Source organism: Halomonas urmiana, assembly GCF_005780185.1.
GTDB lineage: Bacteria > Pseudomonadota > Gammaproteobacteria > Pseudomonadales > Halomonadaceae > Halomonas > Halomonas urmiana.
On the sequence record NZ_VBUI01000024.1, the window covers coordinates 52,003 to 66,434 of the forward strand.

General features: G+C 68.5%; 15 protein-coding genes. 13 read left to right on the forward strand and 2 right to left on the reverse strand.

Annotated features, from left to right (window positions below):
- Positions 1 to 49 precede the first annotated feature (49 nt).
- Both FEI13_RS14890 and rpmE read right to left on the reverse strand, forming a co-directional pair.
- Positions 50 to 1,321: a malic enzyme-like NAD(P)-binding protein gene (locus FEI13_RS14890; RefSeq protein ID WP_138182312.1), complete on the reverse strand. Its 1,272-nt coding sequence runs from the start codon at positions 1,319 to 1,321 to the stop codon at positions 50 to 52.
- A gap of 264 nt (positions 1,322 to 1,585) precedes the next feature.
- Positions 1,586 to 1,798: a 50S ribosomal protein L31 gene (rpmE, locus tag FEI13_RS14895; protein ID WP_108445243.1), complete on the reverse strand. Its 213-nt coding sequence runs from the start codon at positions 1,796 to 1,798 to the stop codon at positions 1,586 to 1,588.
- A gap of 147 nt (positions 1,799 to 1,945) precedes the next feature.
- On the opposite strand from rpmE, the gene FEI13_RS14900 reads away from it, so the two are divergent.
- The 13 genes from FEI13_RS14900 (at position 1,946) to tatC (ending at position 14,341) form a co-directional block, all read left to right on the forward strand.
- Complete coding sequence (locus FEI13_RS14900; RefSeq protein WP_240036539.1) at positions 1,946 to 4,189, forward strand: primosomal protein N'; 2,244 nt, start codon at positions 1,946 to 1,948, stop codon at positions 4,187 to 4,189.
- Positions 4,190 to 4,408: 219 nt separating this feature from the next.
- Positions 4,409 to 6,094, forward strand: a complete 1,686-nt coding sequence (argS, locus tag FEI13_RS14905; RefSeq protein WP_138182314.1) for an arginine--tRNA ligase — start codon at positions 4,409 to 4,411, stop codon at positions 6,092 to 6,094.
- 3 nt (positions 6,095 to 6,097) lie between these two features.
- Complete coding sequence (locus FEI13_RS14910) at positions 6,098 to 6,829, forward strand: SPOR domain-containing protein (protein ID WP_138182315.1); 732 nt, start codon at positions 6,098 to 6,100, stop codon at positions 6,827 to 6,829.
- A 140-nt stretch (positions 6,830 to 6,969) separates the two neighbouring features.
- Positions 6,970 to 7,488, forward strand: coding sequence for an ATP-dependent protease subunit HslV (gene hslV, locus FEI13_RS14915; RefSeq protein WP_138182316.1), 519 nt, complete (start codon positions 6,970 to 6,972; stop codon positions 7,486 to 7,488).
- Positions 7,489 to 7,490: 2 nt separating this feature from the next.
- Positions 7,491 to 8,813, forward strand: coding sequence for an ATP-dependent protease ATPase subunit HslU (gene hslU, locus FEI13_RS14920; RefSeq protein WP_138182317.1), 1,323 nt, complete (start codon positions 7,491 to 7,493; stop codon positions 8,811 to 8,813).
- A gap of 129 nt (positions 8,814 to 8,942) precedes the next feature.
- On the forward strand, positions 8,943 to 9,326 hold the full coding sequence (locus FEI13_RS14925) for a gamma-butyrobetaine hydroxylase family protein (RefSeq protein ID WP_138182318.1): 384 nt from the start codon (positions 8,943 to 8,945) through the stop codon (positions 9,324 to 9,326).
- Positions 9,327 to 9,427: 101 nt separating this feature from the next.
- On the forward strand, positions 9,428 to 10,183 hold the full coding sequence (gene ubiE / locus FEI13_RS14930; RefSeq protein ID WP_138182319.1) for a bifunctional demethylmenaquinone methyltransferase/2-methoxy-6-polyprenyl-1,4-benzoquinol methylase UbiE: 756 nt from the start codon (positions 9,428 to 9,430) through the stop codon (positions 10,181 to 10,183).
- A 7-nt stretch (positions 10,184 to 10,190) separates the two neighbouring features.
- Positions 10,191 to 10,847 carry a ubiquinone biosynthesis accessory factor UbiJ gene (locus FEI13_RS14935; RefSeq protein ID WP_138182320.1) on the forward strand — a complete coding sequence of 219 codons (657 nt, stop codon included), beginning with the start codon at positions 10,191 to 10,193 and terminating at the stop codon, positions 10,845 to 10,847.
- A complete protein-coding gene (gene ubiB, locus FEI13_RS14940; RefSeq protein ID WP_138182321.1) occupies positions 10,844 to 12,466 on the forward strand; it encodes a ubiquinone biosynthesis regulatory protein kinase UbiB in 1,623 nt (540 codons plus the stop codon). The genes FEI13_RS14935 and ubiB overlap by 4 nt, the downstream gene beginning before the upstream one ends.
- Positions 12,467 to 12,490: 24 nt before the next feature.
- A complete protein-coding gene (locus tag FEI13_RS14945) occupies positions 12,491 to 12,826 on the forward strand; it encodes a phosphoribosyl-ATP diphosphatase (protein ID WP_138182322.1) in 336 nt (111 codons plus the stop codon).
- Between the two features lie 52 nt (positions 12,827 to 12,878).
- Positions 12,879 to 13,151, forward strand: coding sequence for a Sec-independent protein translocase subunit TatA (tatA, locus tag FEI13_RS14950; RefSeq protein ID WP_138182323.1), 273 nt, complete (start codon positions 12,879 to 12,881; stop codon positions 13,149 to 13,151).
- Positions 13,152 to 13,157: 6 nt separating this feature from the next.
- Positions 13,158 to 13,577 carry a Sec-independent protein translocase protein TatB gene (tatB, locus tag FEI13_RS14955; protein WP_138182324.1) on the forward strand — a complete coding sequence of 140 codons (420 nt, stop codon included), beginning with the start codon at positions 13,158 to 13,160 and terminating at the stop codon, positions 13,575 to 13,577.
- Positions 13,574 to 14,341, forward strand: coding sequence for a twin-arginine translocase subunit TatC (gene tatC, locus FEI13_RS14960; RefSeq protein ID WP_138182325.1), 768 nt, complete (start codon positions 13,574 to 13,576; stop codon positions 14,339 to 14,341). Before tatB ends, tatC begins: the two co-directional genes overlap by 4 nt.
- Positions 14,342 to 14,432 lie beyond the last annotated feature (91 nt).

Here is a 14,432-nt window from a genome sequence, read left to right on the forward strand (position 1 = left end):
GCCGGCCCGAGGGCCGGCGTCGTCATGCAGCGTGAAAGGCGTCAGTGACTCAGACGCCGTAGACGTCCTCCGCGGAGCGCAACGGGTAGTGGGAGGGGTAGGGCTTGCGTGCCACCCCGGAGTCCACCGCCGCCTGGGCCACGGCCGCCGGCACCCGCTCCAGCAGGCGGATATCCACCGGCGTGGGGATGATGTAGTTCGGCCCGAAGGTCATCTCGTCCATCTCATAGGCCTCCAGCACGTCGCGCGGGACCGGCTCGCGAGCCAGGTCCTTCAGCGCATGGACGGCGGCGACCTTCATCTCCTCGTTGATGCGGGTGGCGCGCACATCGAGCGCTCCGCGGAAGATGAACGGGAAGCCCAGTACGTTGTTGACCTGGTTCGGATAGTCGGAGCGACCGGTGGCCATGATCACGTCCGGGCGGATCTCGCGAGCCAGGTCGGGGTGGATCTCGGGATCCGGATTGGTGCAGGCGAAGACCACCGGGTTGGGGGCCATGCTGCGAATGTGGTCGGCGCTCATCAGGCCGGGGCCGGAGAGGCCGACGAAGACATCGGCCCCATCGATGGCATCGGCCAGGGTGCGCTTGTCCGTCTCCACGGCGAACATCGCCTTATACTGGTTCAGGTCCTCGCGGCCGCTGTGGATCACGCCCTTACGGTCGAGCATCACGATGTTCTCGGAATGCGCACCACAGGAGACCAGCAGCTTCATGCAGGCAATGGCGGCCGCGCCGGCGCCCAGGCAGACGATGCGGGCGCTGTCCAGCGACTTGCCGGCGATCTCCAGGGCGTTGAGCATGCCCGCGGCGGTGACGATGGCGGTGCCGTGCTGGTCGTCATGAAACACCGGGATGCTGCACTGCTCGACCAGCGCCTGCTCGATCTCGAAGCACTCGGGTGCCTTGATGTCCTCGAGGTTGATGCCACCCCAGGTATCGGCGATGCGCGCCACGGTGTCGATGAAGGCCTGCGGGCTCTCGGCATTGACCTCGACGTCCACCGAGTTGATGCCGGCGAAGCGCTTGAACAGTACGCCCTTGCCTTCCATCACCGGCTTGCTCGCCAGGGGCCCCAGATTGCCAAGACCGAGGATGGCACTGCCGTCGGAGATCACCGCGACCAGGTTGCCCTTGCCGGTATAGAGGTAGGCGTTTTCCGGATCATTGGCGATCTCGCGCACCGGCTCCGCGACCCCGGGGCTGTAGGCCAGGGACAGGTCCCGAGCGCTGGCAGTGGGCTTGGTGAGCTCCACCGAGAGCTTCCCGGGGAAAGGTTTCGCGTGGTAGTCCAGCGCCGCCTGCTTCTTCGCGTCCGTCATGCTGAGAGTTTCCGGTAGCCGATGATGGGTCAGCCAGTGTATACAAGAACACCGGGAGCCTCAACTCGTTCAATATCCAACCCGTTCCCGCCTCGTTTGAAGACGTTGCCGGTCATTTGCCGAAACTTATAGCTGAGCGCATCAGCTATAACGTTTTACTTATCATGGCGACGGCACGGGCAGCAGGCGTCGTCGGCAGGGGCCAGACACGAAGAAACCCGCCTCGGCGGGCGGGTTTCTCGATACAGCGAGGTGCCGGTCGGCTCAACGCTTGATGGCAGCACCGAAGCGCTTGTTGAAGCGCTCGACGCGACCGCCAGTGGTCGCCTGCTTCTGCTTGCCCGTATAGAACGGGTGGCACTGCGAGCAGACGTCCAGGGAAAAGTCATGGCCAGAGGTGGAGCCGACCTCGAAGGTGGCGCCGCAGGAGCAGGTCACGTTGACCGTCTTGTAATCCGGGTGGATACCTTGTTTCATCTTGAGCCTCACGAAGCTGTATGCCGCCACCTGATCTTCTGCCAGGCACCGCATACGGGTTGTCTGTACATGCGAACCGGTTGCCGCCAGGCACCCAGGGTGTCCACAGCGGCGAAGTATTCTAGCAGAGCCCACGCCGGAGGCCAATTGCCCGATTCCCCCCAGCCGCCCGCGCCCCGCGTGCTGGGCGTGGCGGTGCCCTCGCCGCTGCGCCGCCTGTTCGACTACCGACCCGGCCGCCATGCGCCCCCCGGCGGCTGGCAGCCGGGGCTACGCGTACGGGTGCCCTTCGGCCGGCGCCACGTCGTCGGCGTGGTAATGGAGTGCCGCGACGACAGCGAGCTGCCGCCCTCGCGCCTCAAGCCAGTGGACGCCTGCCTCGACGAGGCGCCGCTGCCGGCCGACTGGCTGTGGCTATGTCGCTTCACCGCCCGCTACTATCAGCACGCCCTCGGCGACACCCTGCAGCAGGCCATGCCGGTGCTGCTGCGCCAGGGGCGTGCGCTGGCGTCGCGCACCCGCGAGCGCTGGTGCGTGACGCCGGCCGGCGAGCAGGACGCCCCGCCGGGACTCGCCCGGGCGCCCCGCCAGGCCGAGCTGCTGGCCATGCTGCGTCAGCACCCCCACGGCCTGGTCAGCCAGGCGATCCTCGCCCAGTCGTTCACCCGCGACCAGCTGCGTGCGCTGGTCGACAAGGGACTGATCGTGCGCCACGAGGAGCCGCTCTCGGCCGGCGCGCCGAGCGATGACGGCCAGCGGCTGGCCGAACCCGCCCTGCCCCTCAACGGCGAGCAGGCCACCGCGCTGAGCGCCCTGCACGAGCGGCTCGACGCCTTTCACCCCTGCCTGCTCCACGGGGTCACCGGCAGCGGCAAGACCGAGGTCTACCTGCAGCTCATCGAAGCCGTCATCGGGCGTCACCGCCAGGCACTGGTGCTGGTCCCCGAGATCGGCCTGACCCCGCAGACCCTGGCGCGCTTTCGCAGCCGTTTCCGAGTGCCGGTGGTGGCGCTCCACTCGGGCCTCACCGACCACGAACGCCTCGACGCCTGGGAGGCGGCCGCCAGCGGCCGGGCGCCCATCGTCATCGGCACCCGCTCGGCGATCTTCACGCCGCTGACACGCCCGGGAGTGATCATCGTCGACGAGGAGCACGACGGCTCCTTCAAGCAGCAGGACGGGCTGCGCTACCATGCCCGCGACCTCGCCGTGGCCCGCGCCCACCATCACCGCATCCCGCTGCTACTGGGCACGGCCACGCCCTCGCTGGAGACCCTGCAGCGCGCCCAGGCCGGCGACTACCGCCACCTGCGTCTGACCCGCCGCGCCAGCCGCTATGCCCCGGCGCGCCTCGAGCTTACCGACCTGCGCGGCCGCCAGCGTCGGGCCGGGCTGATTCCGCCGGTGATCGAGACCATCGGCGAGACCCTGGCCGCCGGCCATCAGGTGCTGGTCTTCATCAATCGCCGCGGCTTCGCCCCCACCCTCGCCTGCCACGCCTGCGGCTGGCTGGCCGAGTGCGACCACTGCGATGCGCGCATGACCCTCCACCGCCAGCCGCCCCTGCTGGCCTGCCACCACTGCGACCGCCGCCGCGCCCTGCCCGACGCCTGCCCCGAATGCGGCAGCATCGACTTGCGCCCGCTGGGCAGCGGCACCGAGCGCACCGAGGAGACCCTGGCGGCGCTCTTCCCCGAGACGCCGGTGCACCGCATCGACCGCGACAGCACCCGCCGCCGCGACGCCCTCGAGCAGGTGCTGACCGAGGTGCGCCGCGGCGAGCCCTGCCTGCTGGTGGGCACCCAGATGCTGGCCAAGGGCCACCACCTGCCCCACGTCACCCTGGTGGTGGTGGTCAACGCCGACGCCGGCCTCTACGCCAGCGACTTCCGGGCCCTGGAACACAGCGCCCAGCTGCTCGAGCAGGTGGCGGGGCGCGCCGGCCGAGCCGCCCATCCCGGCCGCGTGCTGGTGCAGACGATGCACACCGACGACCCGCACCTGCGCCTGCTCGCCGACGCGGGCTACGATGCCCTCGCTGCCCAACTGCTGGAGGAGCGCCGCGCCGCCCAGCTGCCGCCCTTCCGCTTCCTGGCCCTGCTGCGCCTGGAGGCGCCCCATGAGGCGGCGGTGGTCGAGCTCGGCGGCCTGGCGGCCGAGGCGCTGCGCGGCTGGCTCACCGAGCGCGGCCTCGAGGTCGACTGCCTGGGACCGGTACCCGCGCCCATGGAGCGGCGCCAGAACCGCTATCACCTGCAGCTGATGCTCTCATCCCCGCGCCGCAGCCGGCTCCACGAGGCCGGCGCCTGGCTAATCGCCTGGCTGGAGGGCCGCCCCGAGGCGCGGCGGGTCCGGTGGTCGCTGGATATCGATCCGCAGACACTGGCCTGAAAGCCGTAAGCCGTAAGCCGTAAGTCGTAAGCCGGGAGGCTGCTGTTAGCACTGCTGATGGCACGGGGGTTTCTCTTATAGCTTAAAGCTTATGGCTTAGCGCTCCGGGCGAAGCCCGGGCGGGCTTTAAAGCCCGGCGCCGATTGCCGATAATGGCGCCCCAGACTCGCCCGGGCGGTCGCTTCGCATCGCCCACGCCACAGGACACCGGACACTTCCATGAAAGAGACCATCATCGCGCTGCTCGAGGACGCCCTGGACAACCTCCGGCAACAGGGCGTCGTGCCCGCCGAGATCGCCCCCACCATCAAGGTCGATCCGACCCGCGACAAGGCGCATGGCGACTACGCCACCAACCTCGCGCTGATGCTGGCGAAACCGGCCGGAAAGAAGCCCCGCGAGCTGGCCGAGGCCCTGGTCGCCGCGCTGCCCGAAAGCGACGCCGTGCAGAAGGTGGAGATCGCCGGGCCTGGCTTCGTCAACTTCTTCGCCGCCACCGATGCCGCCGCCCAGGTGGTGCGCCAGGTGCTCGAGGCCGGCGATGCCTTCGGCCGCAACCTGGCGGGCCAGGGGCGCAAGGTGCAGGTGGAGTTCGTCTCCGCCAATCCGACCGGGCCGCTGCACGTCGGCCACGGCCGCGGGGCGGCGATCGGCGACTGCATCTGCCGTCTGTTGGAGGCCACCGGCCACGACGTGACCCGCGAGTTCTACTACAACGACGCCGGCGCCCAGATCGCCAACCTGGCGCGTTCGGTGCAGGCGCGAGTGCAGGGCATCGATCCCGGCGATGCGGGCTGGCCCGAGGATGGCTACCGCGGCGGCTACATCATCGATGTGGCCAACAGCTATCTGGCCGGCGAGACCGTGCACGCCGACGACCGCCACGTCACCGGCGCCGGCGACCCGGACGACCTCGAGGCCATCCGCGACTTCGCCGTGGCCTACCTGCGTCGCGAGCAGGATCTGGACCTCAAGGCCTTCGGCGTCGAATTCGACGTCTACTTCCTGGAGTCCTCGCTCTACGAGCAGGGCAAGGTCGAGGCCGCGGCCGAGCGGCTGATCGAGAAGGGCCACACCTTTGAACAGGACGGCGCCCTGTGGCTGCGCACCACCGACTTCGGTGATGACAAGGACCGCGTGATGCGCAAGTCCGACGGCCAGTACACCTACTTCCTGCCCGACGTCGCCTACCACCTCGACAAGTGGCAGCGCGGCTTCACCACGGTGATCAACGAGCAGGGCGCCGACCACCACTCCACCGTGACCCGGGTGCGCGCCGGGTTGCAGGCCCTCGAGGCCGGCATACCCCAGGGCTGGCCCGACTACGTGCTGCACCAGATGGTGATGGTCACCCGCTCCGGAGTCGAGGTAAAGCTCTCCAAGCGCGCCGGCAGCTACGTCACGGTGCGCGACCTGATCGACGAGGTGGGACGCGACGCCACGCGCTTCTTCCTGGCCGCCCGCCGCGCCGACTCCCAGCTGACCTTCGACATCGACCTGGCCCGCTCGCAGTCCAACGACAACCCGGTCTACTACGTGCAGTACGCCCATGCGCGGGTCTGCAGCATGCTGCGCCGCGCCGACGCCGAAGGCCTGCCCTTCGACCATGAGCTCGCTATGGCTCAGCTCGCGCTGCTCGACAGCGACCAGGAGAAGGCGGTGCTCAACCGCCTGGCCCGCTACCCCGAGGTGGTCGCCCACGCCGCCGCCGCCCACGAGCCGCAGCAGATCGCCCAGTACCTGCTCGACCTCGCCGCCGACTTCCACACCTGCTACAACGCCGTGAAGGTAATGGTCGACGCCGATGCCCCGCGCAACGCCCGCCTGGCGCTGGGCCTGGCCACTCGCCAGGTGCTGCGCAACGGCCTCGACCTGATGGGTGTCGGCGCGCCCGAGGAGATGTAAGCCATGGCCACCCGGAAGCCTCCCGCCAAGAAGCGCGGCGCCACCAGCACGCCGCGCCGGCGTGCCGCACCGCCCCCGCGCCGGGGCGTGCCGGGCTGGCTGTGGGGACTGGCCGGCCTGGTGGCCGGCTTCCTGCTGGCCCAGCACCAGCACGGCACCGCGCCCTGGCAGGACAGCGACTCGCCGCTGGCGAAGGTGCTCTCCCAGCCGGAGGGCCGCGAGGCGTCCCAGCAAGAGCCGAGTACCGAGACGCCCGACGAGCCGCCGATGCCGACCTTCGAGTTCTACACCCTGCTGCCGGAATCCGAGGTGATCGCCCCGGGCGGCAAGGTGCCAAGTTCCACGGCGACCCCGCCGCCGCGCCCCGAGCCGGCCCAGGCCGCGCCGGAGCCAGCCGCCTCGGCCTCCAGCGACGACCCCATCGCCCGGGTGATCGCCGCCAACATGGAGGCCGACGAGACCGCACGGCCCGCCGCAGCGAACGCCTCGGACGCCGATGCTCGCTTCGTGTTGCAGGCCGCCTCCTTCCGCGAGGCCAGCGATGCCGACCGGCTGGCCGGTCGTCTCAAGGACTTCGGCCTGCTGGCCAAGATCAGCGAGGTCAAGACCGGTGGCGGCGACACCTGGCACCGCGTCCAGGTCGGCCCCTACAGTGACCGGCGCGAGCTCAATCGCGCCCAGGACCTGATGACCACCCAGGGCATCGAACCACTGCTGATCCAGCTGCAGAACTGACGCGCCCACCGTGGGACACGACCAAGGTTGAATTCCACGCGCCCCGCCCGCACTTCCCCCAGAGTTCACCCCGGCGCCTCGGTTCGACCGAGGCGCCGCCAGTCATCGGGAGCTTTTCCCTCCCCCAAGGAGTCCCCTCCATGACCACGATCGTTTCCGTGCGCCGCGGCGACCAGGTGGCGCTGGCCGGTGACGGCCAGGTCTCGCTGGGCAACACCGTGATGAAGGGCAACGCCAGCAAGGTGCGTCGCCTCTACCACGGCCAGGTGCTGGCCGGCTTCGCCGGCGGCACCGCCGACGCCTTCACCCTCTTCGAACGCTTCGAGGCCCAGCTCGAGAAGTACCAGGGCAACCTGGTCAAGGCCGCCGTGGAGCTGGCCAAGGACTGGCGCACCGACCGCGCCCTGCGCCGCCTGGAGGCGCTGCTCGCCGTGGCCAACAAGGACGCCTCGCTGATCATCACCGGCAACGGCGACGTGGTGGAGCCCGAACGTGGGATCATCGCCATCGGCTCCGGCGGCAACTATGCGCTGTCGGCGGCCCGCGCCCTGCTGGAGAACACCGACCTGCCGGCCCGCGAGATCACCGAGAAGTCCCTGGCCATCGCCGGCGACATCTGCGTGTTCACCAACCACAACGTCACGCTGGAAGAGCTCTAATCATGACCCGGATGACCCCCCGCGAGATCGTCCATGCCCTGGACCAGTACATCATCGGCCAGCAGGACGCCAAACGCGCCGTGGCCGTGGCCCTGCGCAACCGCTGGCGGCGCATGCAGCTCGACGGCGAGCTGCGCCACGAGGTGACGCCCAAGAACATCCTGATGATCGGCCCCACGGGCGTTGGCAAGACCGAGATCGCCCGCCGCCTGGCCAAGCTGGCCGGCGCCCCCTTCATCAAGGTGGAGGCCACCAAGTTCACCGAGGTGGGCTACGTGGGCCGCGACGTCGAGTCGATCATCCGCGACCTGACCGAGGCCGCCATCAAGCTGGTCCGCGAGCAGGCCAAGGACGAGGTCGGCCACCGCGCCGAGGACGCCGCCGAGGAGCGCATCCTCGATGCCCTGCTGCCGCCGCCCCGCGGCCAGGAAAACGAGCCGCGCCAGGACAGCTCGACCCGCCAGCTGTTCCGCAAGAAGCTGCGCGAGGGGCAGCTCGACGACAAGGAGATCGACATCGAGGTCACGCCCCAGGGCCCCGGCGTGGACATCACCACCCCGCCGGGCATGGAGGAGATGACCAGCCAGCTGCAGAACCTGTTCGCCGGCATGGGCAAGCAGAAGAGCGAGACGCGCCGGGTCGCGGTGAAAGACGCCCTCGGCCTACTGCGTGACGAGGAGGCCGGCAAGCTGGTCAACGAGGACGACATCAAGAGCCGCGCCATCGAGGCGGTGGAGCAGAACGGCATCGTCTTCCTCGACGAGATCGACAAGGTCTCCAAGGGCAGTGGCCAGTCCAGCGGCGGCGAGGTCTCCCGCGAGGGCGTGCAGCGCGACCTGCTGCCGTTGATCGAGGGCTCCACGGTCTCCACCAAGTACGGCATGGTCAAGACCGATCATATCCTCTTCATCGCCTCCGGTGCCTTCCACCTGTCGCGCCCCTCGGACCTGATCCCGGAGCTGCAGGGCCGCCTGCCGATCCGCGTCGAGCTCAACGCCCTGACCCCGGACGACTTCAAGCGCATCCTCACCGAGCCCTCCGCAGCGCTGACTAAGCAGTACCAGGCGCTACTGGCCACCGAGGGGCTCGACGTCGCCTTCACCGAGGATGGCATCGCGCGGATCGCCGAGATCGCCTGGAAGGTCAACGAAGGCACCGAGAACATCGGCGCACGCCGCCTGCACACCGTGATGGAGCGCCTGCTCGAGGAGGCCTCCTACCTGGGCGGCGACTTCGGCCGCCCGCTGTCGATCGACGCCGCCTACGTCGACTCCCAGCTCGGCGAGCTGGCGATGGACGAGGACCTGTCGCGGTATATTCTTTGAACGAGCTATAAGCTGTAAGCTTGAAGCCAGAAGAACGCCGCTGCGCGGCGAAAGGCTGGAAGCCATAACCTCACTTGGGAGTTAACTTCCAGCTTACAGCTTCAGGCTTACGGCTCACCGAAGGTGCTTATGACAGCCCCCATCCCCACCAACGTGCACTACCACCGCAAGGAGCGCGAGCTCGAGCTCACCTACGCCGAGGGCGAGTCCTATCGGCTGTCGGTGGAGTACCTGCGCGTCTTCTCACCCTCCGCCGAGGTCCGCGGCCACGGTCCCGACTCTGCCACCCTGCAGGTGGGCAAGAAGGACGTCGGCCTGAAGGACATCACCCAAACCGGCCGCTACGCCCTCAAGTTGCACTTCGACGACGGCCACGACAGCGGGCTCTTCAGCTGGGACTACCTCTACGACCTGATCCGCCGCCGCGAGGCCAACTGGGCCGACTACCTGCGCCGGCTCGAGGAAGCGGGCGCCTCGCGCGAGCCGCTGGGCATCGAGATCAAACAGCTGTAGGGGTGGCGTCAAGACAATCGCCATGGGGGGAGGCTACAATGGCGCCCATCGGCAAGGCCGCAAGGCCCGCCCCCACCGCAGCGATTCGGGAGCCCCACGGCATGAGCGCCAGTGACAAGCACACCACCCACTTCGGCTACCAGGAAGTCCCGGTCGAGGAAAAAGCCTCTCGCGTGGCCCACGTCTTCCATTCGGTAGCGGCTCGCTACGACATCATGAACGACCTGATGTCGCTGGGCATCCACCGCTTGTGGAAGCGCCTGGCCATCGAGCGCTCCGGCGTGCGTCCCGGCCACAGCGTGCTCGACATCGCCGGCGGCACCGGCGACCTCACGGCCAAGTTCTCGCGCATGGTGGGGCCGCGCGGTCGGGTGGTGCTGGCCGACATCAACGAATCCATGCTGCGGGTCGGGCGCGACAAGCTGCTCGACCACGGCGTCGGCGGCAACGTCGAGTACGTGCAGGCCAACGCCGAGTGCCTGCCCTTCCCCGACAACAGCTTCGACTGCATCACCATCGCCTTCGGCCTGCGCAACGTCACCGACAAGGATGCCGCCCTGCGTTCCATGGCTCGGGTGCTCAAGCCGGGCGGGCGCCTGCTGGTGCTGGAGTTCTCGAAGCCGGGCAATCCCCTGTTCTCCAAGGCCTACGACGAGTACTCCTTCCGCCTACTGCCGAAGATCGGCGAACTGGTGGCCAGCGACGGCGAGAGCTACCGCTACCTGGCCGAGTCGATCCGCATGCATCCCGATCAGAAGACCCTCAAGGCCATGATGGAGGGCGCGGGACTCGAGCGGGTCGAGTACACCAACCTTACCGGGGGCATCGTCGCCCTGCACCGCGGCATCAAGCTGTGAGGGCATGATGTCGCTGTCTCCCACTCTGCTGCTGGCCGGTCTCGAACGTACCCTCAATGCCCTGCTCGCCCGGGATCCCGCGGCGCCGTCGCGGCTGGCCCGGCTGGCCGGCCAGCGCATCCTGCTGCGCCTGGAGCGGCCCGCCCTGGCGCTGGCCCTGCACTTCCACCCGGCGGGCATCGACCTGCTGCGCCCCGACCTGACCGACGAGACAGTCTTCGACGAGGCGGCCTTCGACGCGGTGGTCGAACTGGATGCCGAGACCCTCGGCGAGCTGCTCGGCGGTGCTCCCATCGAGCGCCTGATGTTCCAGGGCAAGCTCGCCGTGCGCGGACGCACCCACCTGCTGGAGGCGACCCGCGACCTGCTGTTCGACCTCGATCTCGACTGGGAGGGCGAGCTCGCCCGCTGGATCGGCGATATCCCCGCCCATAGCCTGGCCGAGGGCGTGCGCAGCCTCTCCCAGTGGGGGCTGCGCACCCGCCAGGAGCTCTGCGCCGATGTCGGCGAGTACGTCTTCGAGGAGGCGCGCCTGCTGCCGGGACGCCACCAGCTCGAGGCGCTGCGCGATCACATGACCGAGCTGGAGATCGCCACCGACCACACCGAGGCCCGCCTGGCCCGGCTGCGCCGTCGCCTGGCCGCGGCGGAGGCGCCTTCATGATCCTGAGACTGGCGCGCATCGTCTGGGTGATCACTCGCTTCCGCCTCGACACCCTGCTACCCCTGGCGCGCCTGCCCTGGTGGCTGCGCGGCCTGTTCCTGCTCTCGCCGCTGCGCCTGGTGCCGATCGGCGAACGCTCCCGGGGCGAGCGCCTGCGCCTCGCCCTGGAATCCCTCGGGCCAATCTTCGTCAAGTTCGGCCAGATGCTCTCGACGCGCCGCGACCTGCTGCCCGAGGACATCGCCAACGAGCTCCAGCGTCTCCAGGACCAGGTGCCGCCCTTCCCCGGCCACCAGGCCATGGCGCTGGTCGAGGAGGAGCTCGAGATGTCGCTGGAGGAGGCCTTCGCCGCCTTCGAGCCCGAGCCGCTGGCCTCGGCCTCCGTCGCCCAGGTGCATGCCGCGCGGCTGCACGGCGGCGAGGCCGTGGTGGTCAAGATCATCCGCCCGGGCATCGATCGGGTGATGCGCCAGGACATGGCGCTGATGTACCGCTTCGCCAGCGTGCTGTCGCGGATTCCCGAGGCGCGCCGCCTACGCCCCGTGGAGGTGGTCCGCGACTACGAATCCACGCTGTTCGACGAGCTCGACCTGACCAAGGAAGCCGCCAACACCTCCCAGCTCAAGCGCAACTTCAAGAATTCACCGCTGCTCTACGTGCCGGCCATCCACTGGGAGCTGACCCACCGCCGAGTGATGGTCCAGGAGCGGATCTACGGGGTCCCAGTGGCCGATACCGCGGCGCTGATCGCCCAGGGCACCAACCTCAAGAAGCTCGCCGAGCGGGGCGTGGAGATCTTCTTCACCCAGGTGTTCCGCGACAACTTCTTCCACGCCGACATGCATCCGGGGAACATCTTCGTCTCCTACGAGCATCCCGAGGACCCCCAGTACATCGCCATCGACTGCGGCATCGTCGGCAGCCTTACCCGAGAGGACCAGGACTACCTGGCGCGCAACCTGCTGGCCTTCTTCCATCAGGACTACTACGAGGTGGCCGCCCTGCACATCGAGTCCGGCTGGGTGGGCGAGGAGACTCGCGCCAACGAGTTTGCCGCGGCGGTGCGCACGGTGTGCGAGCCGATCCTCGAGAAGCCGCTCAAGGATATCTCCTTCGGCCAGGTGCTGCTGGGGCTTTTCCAGACCGCGCGCCGTTTCAACATGGAGGTGCAGCCCCAGCTGGTGCTGCTGCAGAAGACCCTGCTGAACATCGAAGGGCTCGGACGCCAGCTCTATCCCGACCTCGACCTCTGGGCCACCGCCAAGCCCTACCTGGAGCGCTGGATGAAGGAGCGCGCCGGCGCCCGCGGCCTGCTGGAGTCCTTGAAGCGCCAGGCGCCCGAGCTCTCCCGCCAGCTACCGGAGCTGCCGGTGCTCGCCCACCAGGCGCTGTCCCGGGCCGAGCAGGAGCATCGCCAGCGCGGTCGCCAGTCGGCCGCCATGGGCGACATCTCGCGCCAGCTGACGCGCCAGGGCCATCGCCATCGTCGACTGCGCCTGGGCCTGCTGCTGATCGTCACCGCGCTGGCCTGGCAGCCGCTCCATGAATGGGCCGCCGGCCAGCCCTGGCCGGCGCTCGCCGCCGCCGGCCTCGGCGTGCTGCTGCTGGCCTGGAACTGACCCCAAGCAATGGAACCCTGCCCCATGAGCGATATACTGGACCGACTGCACGACGTGCTCGAACAGCGCCGCCAGGCCGATCCCGACAGCTCCTACGTGGCCGCCCTGCATCACAAGGGGCTCAACAAGATCCTCGAGAAGCTCGGCGAGGAAGCCACGGAGACCCTGCTGGCGGCCAAGGATGCCGAGCACGGCGACGCGGCGGCGCAACAAGCGTTGATCGCCGAAACGGCCGACTTGTGGTTTCATAGCCTGGTGATGCTCTCGCACCTGGGCCTCGACCACGGCGCGGTCCTAGATGAGCTGGCCGGCCGCTTCGGCGTCTCGGGTCACGACGAGAAGGCCGCACGGCAACCATAGCGTCAACTGGCCCTTCCGGGCCTTCCCGGAGCTCCAACCTGAGGAAGCAACTATGTTAGGTGGTATCAGTATCTGGCAGCTGCTGATCGTTCTCGGCATCATCATCCTGATCTTCGGCACCAAGAAGCTGCGCAACGTCGGCGGCGACCTGGGTGGCGCCGTGAAGGGCTTCAAGAAGGCCATGCACGACGAGGAGAAGGGCGAGAAAGGCGAGGACGAGCAGGCGAACGATCCCCAGAGCCGCGTCAGCCATGACGATGAAGGGGTCAACACCTACGACGTCAAGGCCGAGAAGAAGGCCGAGGACTCGGAAGAGCGCAAGTAACCCGCCATGTTCGATATGGGCTTTCTCGAACTGATGATCATCGGCGTGGTGGGCCTGCTGGTGCTCGGTCCCGAGCGCCTGCCCAAGGCCGCGCGTACCCTGGGGCTGTGGATCGGCAAGATCAAGCGCACGGTCTCGGGTATGCAGAGCGAGATCAGCGCCCAACTCGAGGCCGAGGAGCTGCGTCAGAAGCTCAATGAGCAGCAGAAGAAGCTCGACGAGGGCGTCCAGCAGGTCAAGCGGGGCGTGGAGAGCATCGCCGAGGACGACGGCGACACGTCCGCCTCGACCTCGCGGAGCAAGGCCGCGCCCGCCGAGCAACGCCTCGACGACGCCCTGGCCAGGGCCCGCACGGACACCGAGGGCGATGATCACCAGCGCTCCGCCGATGCCTCCACCGCCGACAAGGATTCCGCCTCCCGATGAGCAAGACCGGAGATCCCCAGGAACAGAACCAGGCCCCGCTGATCGAGCACCTCATCGAACTTCGCTCGCGGTTGATGCGGGCGGTAATCGCGATCCTGGTGATCTTCCTCGGGCTCTATGCCTTCGCCAACGACATCTATCTGTTCGTCGCCCAGCCGCTGATGGCGCTGCTGCCGGAAGGCTCGCAGATGATCGCCACCGAGGTCGCCTCGCCCTTCCTTGCACCTTTCAAGCTGACCCTGGTGGTGGCAGTCTTCGCCGCCGTGCCCTACGTGCTGCACCAGGCCTGGGCCTTCGTGGCGCCGGGGCTCTACGACAACGAGAAGGCGCTGGCCCTGCCGATCCTGGCCTCCAGCATCGCGCTCTTCTACGGCGGCGCCGCCTTCGCCTACTACGTGGTCTTCCCGCTGCTGTTTCAGTTCTTCACCCAGACCGGGCCGGAGAACATCGCGGTAATGACCGACATCAACCAGTACCTGAACTTCGTCCTCAAGCTGTTCTTCGCCTTCGGCGTGGCCTTCGAGATTCCCATCGCCACCTTCCTGCTGATCCTCTCGGGCGCCACCACGGTGGAGAGCCTGTCGAAGAAGCGCCCCTACGTGGTGCTAGGCTGCTTCGTCATCGGCATGCTGCTGACCCCGCCGGACGTGGTCTCGCAGAGCCTGCTGGCGGTGCCGATGTACCTGCTCTACGAAGTGGGCCTGCTGTTCGGCCGCCTGGTGCGCCGCAAGCGGGAGAAGGACGAGGAGGATGAGGAGGAATAGCGCCAGGCGGCCAGGCGGCCAAGCGGCCAAGCGGCCAAGCGGCCAAGCGGCCAAGCGGCCAAGCGGCCAAGCGGCCAAGCGGCCAAGCGGC

Excerpts from the sequence above, each read along its gene's own strand:
- FEI13_RS14890 (WP_138182312.1), bottom strand. The coding sequence starts at position 1,321 with ATGACGGACGCGAAGAAGCAGGCGGCGCTGGACTACCACGCGAAACCT.
- rpmE (WP_108445243.1), bottom strand. The coding sequence starts at position 1,798 with ATGAAACAAGGTATCCACCCGGATTACAAGACGGTCAACGTGACCTGC.
- argS (WP_138182314.1), top strand. The coding sequence starts at position 4,409 with ATGAAAGAGACCATCATCGCGCTGCTCGAGGACGCCCTGGACAACCTC.
- FEI13_RS14910 (WP_138182315.1), top strand. The coding sequence starts at position 6,098 with ATGGCCACCCGGAAGCCTCCCGCCAAGAAGCGCGGCGCCACCAGCACG.
- hslV (WP_138182316.1), top strand. The coding sequence starts at position 6,970 with ATGACCACGATCGTTTCCGTGCGCCGCGGCGACCAGGTGGCGCTGGCC.
- hslU (WP_138182317.1), top strand. The coding sequence starts at position 7,491 with ATGACCCGGATGACCCCCCGCGAGATCGTCCATGCCCTGGACCAGTAC.
- FEI13_RS14925 (WP_138182318.1), top strand. The coding sequence starts at position 8,943 with ATGACAGCCCCCATCCCCACCAACGTGCACTACCACCGCAAGGAGCGC.
- ubiE (WP_138182319.1), top strand. The coding sequence starts at position 9,428 with ATGAGCGCCAGTGACAAGCACACCACCCACTTCGGCTACCAGGAAGTC.
- FEI13_RS14935 (WP_138182320.1), top strand. The coding sequence starts at position 10,191 with ATGTCGCTGTCTCCCACTCTGCTGCTGGCCGGTCTCGAACGTACCCTC.
- ubiB (WP_138182321.1), top strand. The coding sequence starts at position 10,844 with ATGATCCTGAGACTGGCGCGCATCGTCTGGGTGATCACTCGCTTCCGC.
- FEI13_RS14945 (WP_138182322.1), top strand. The coding sequence starts at position 12,491 with ATGAGCGATATACTGGACCGACTGCACGACGTGCTCGAACAGCGCCGC.
- tatA (WP_138182323.1), top strand. The coding sequence starts at position 12,879 with ATGTTAGGTGGTATCAGTATCTGGCAGCTGCTGATCGTTCTCGGCATC.
- tatB (WP_138182324.1), top strand. The coding sequence starts at position 13,158 with ATGTTCGATATGGGCTTTCTCGAACTGATGATCATCGGCGTGGTGGGC.
- tatC (WP_138182325.1), top strand. The coding sequence starts at position 13,574 with ATGAGCAAGACCGGAGATCCCCAGGAACAGAACCAGGCCCCGCTGATC.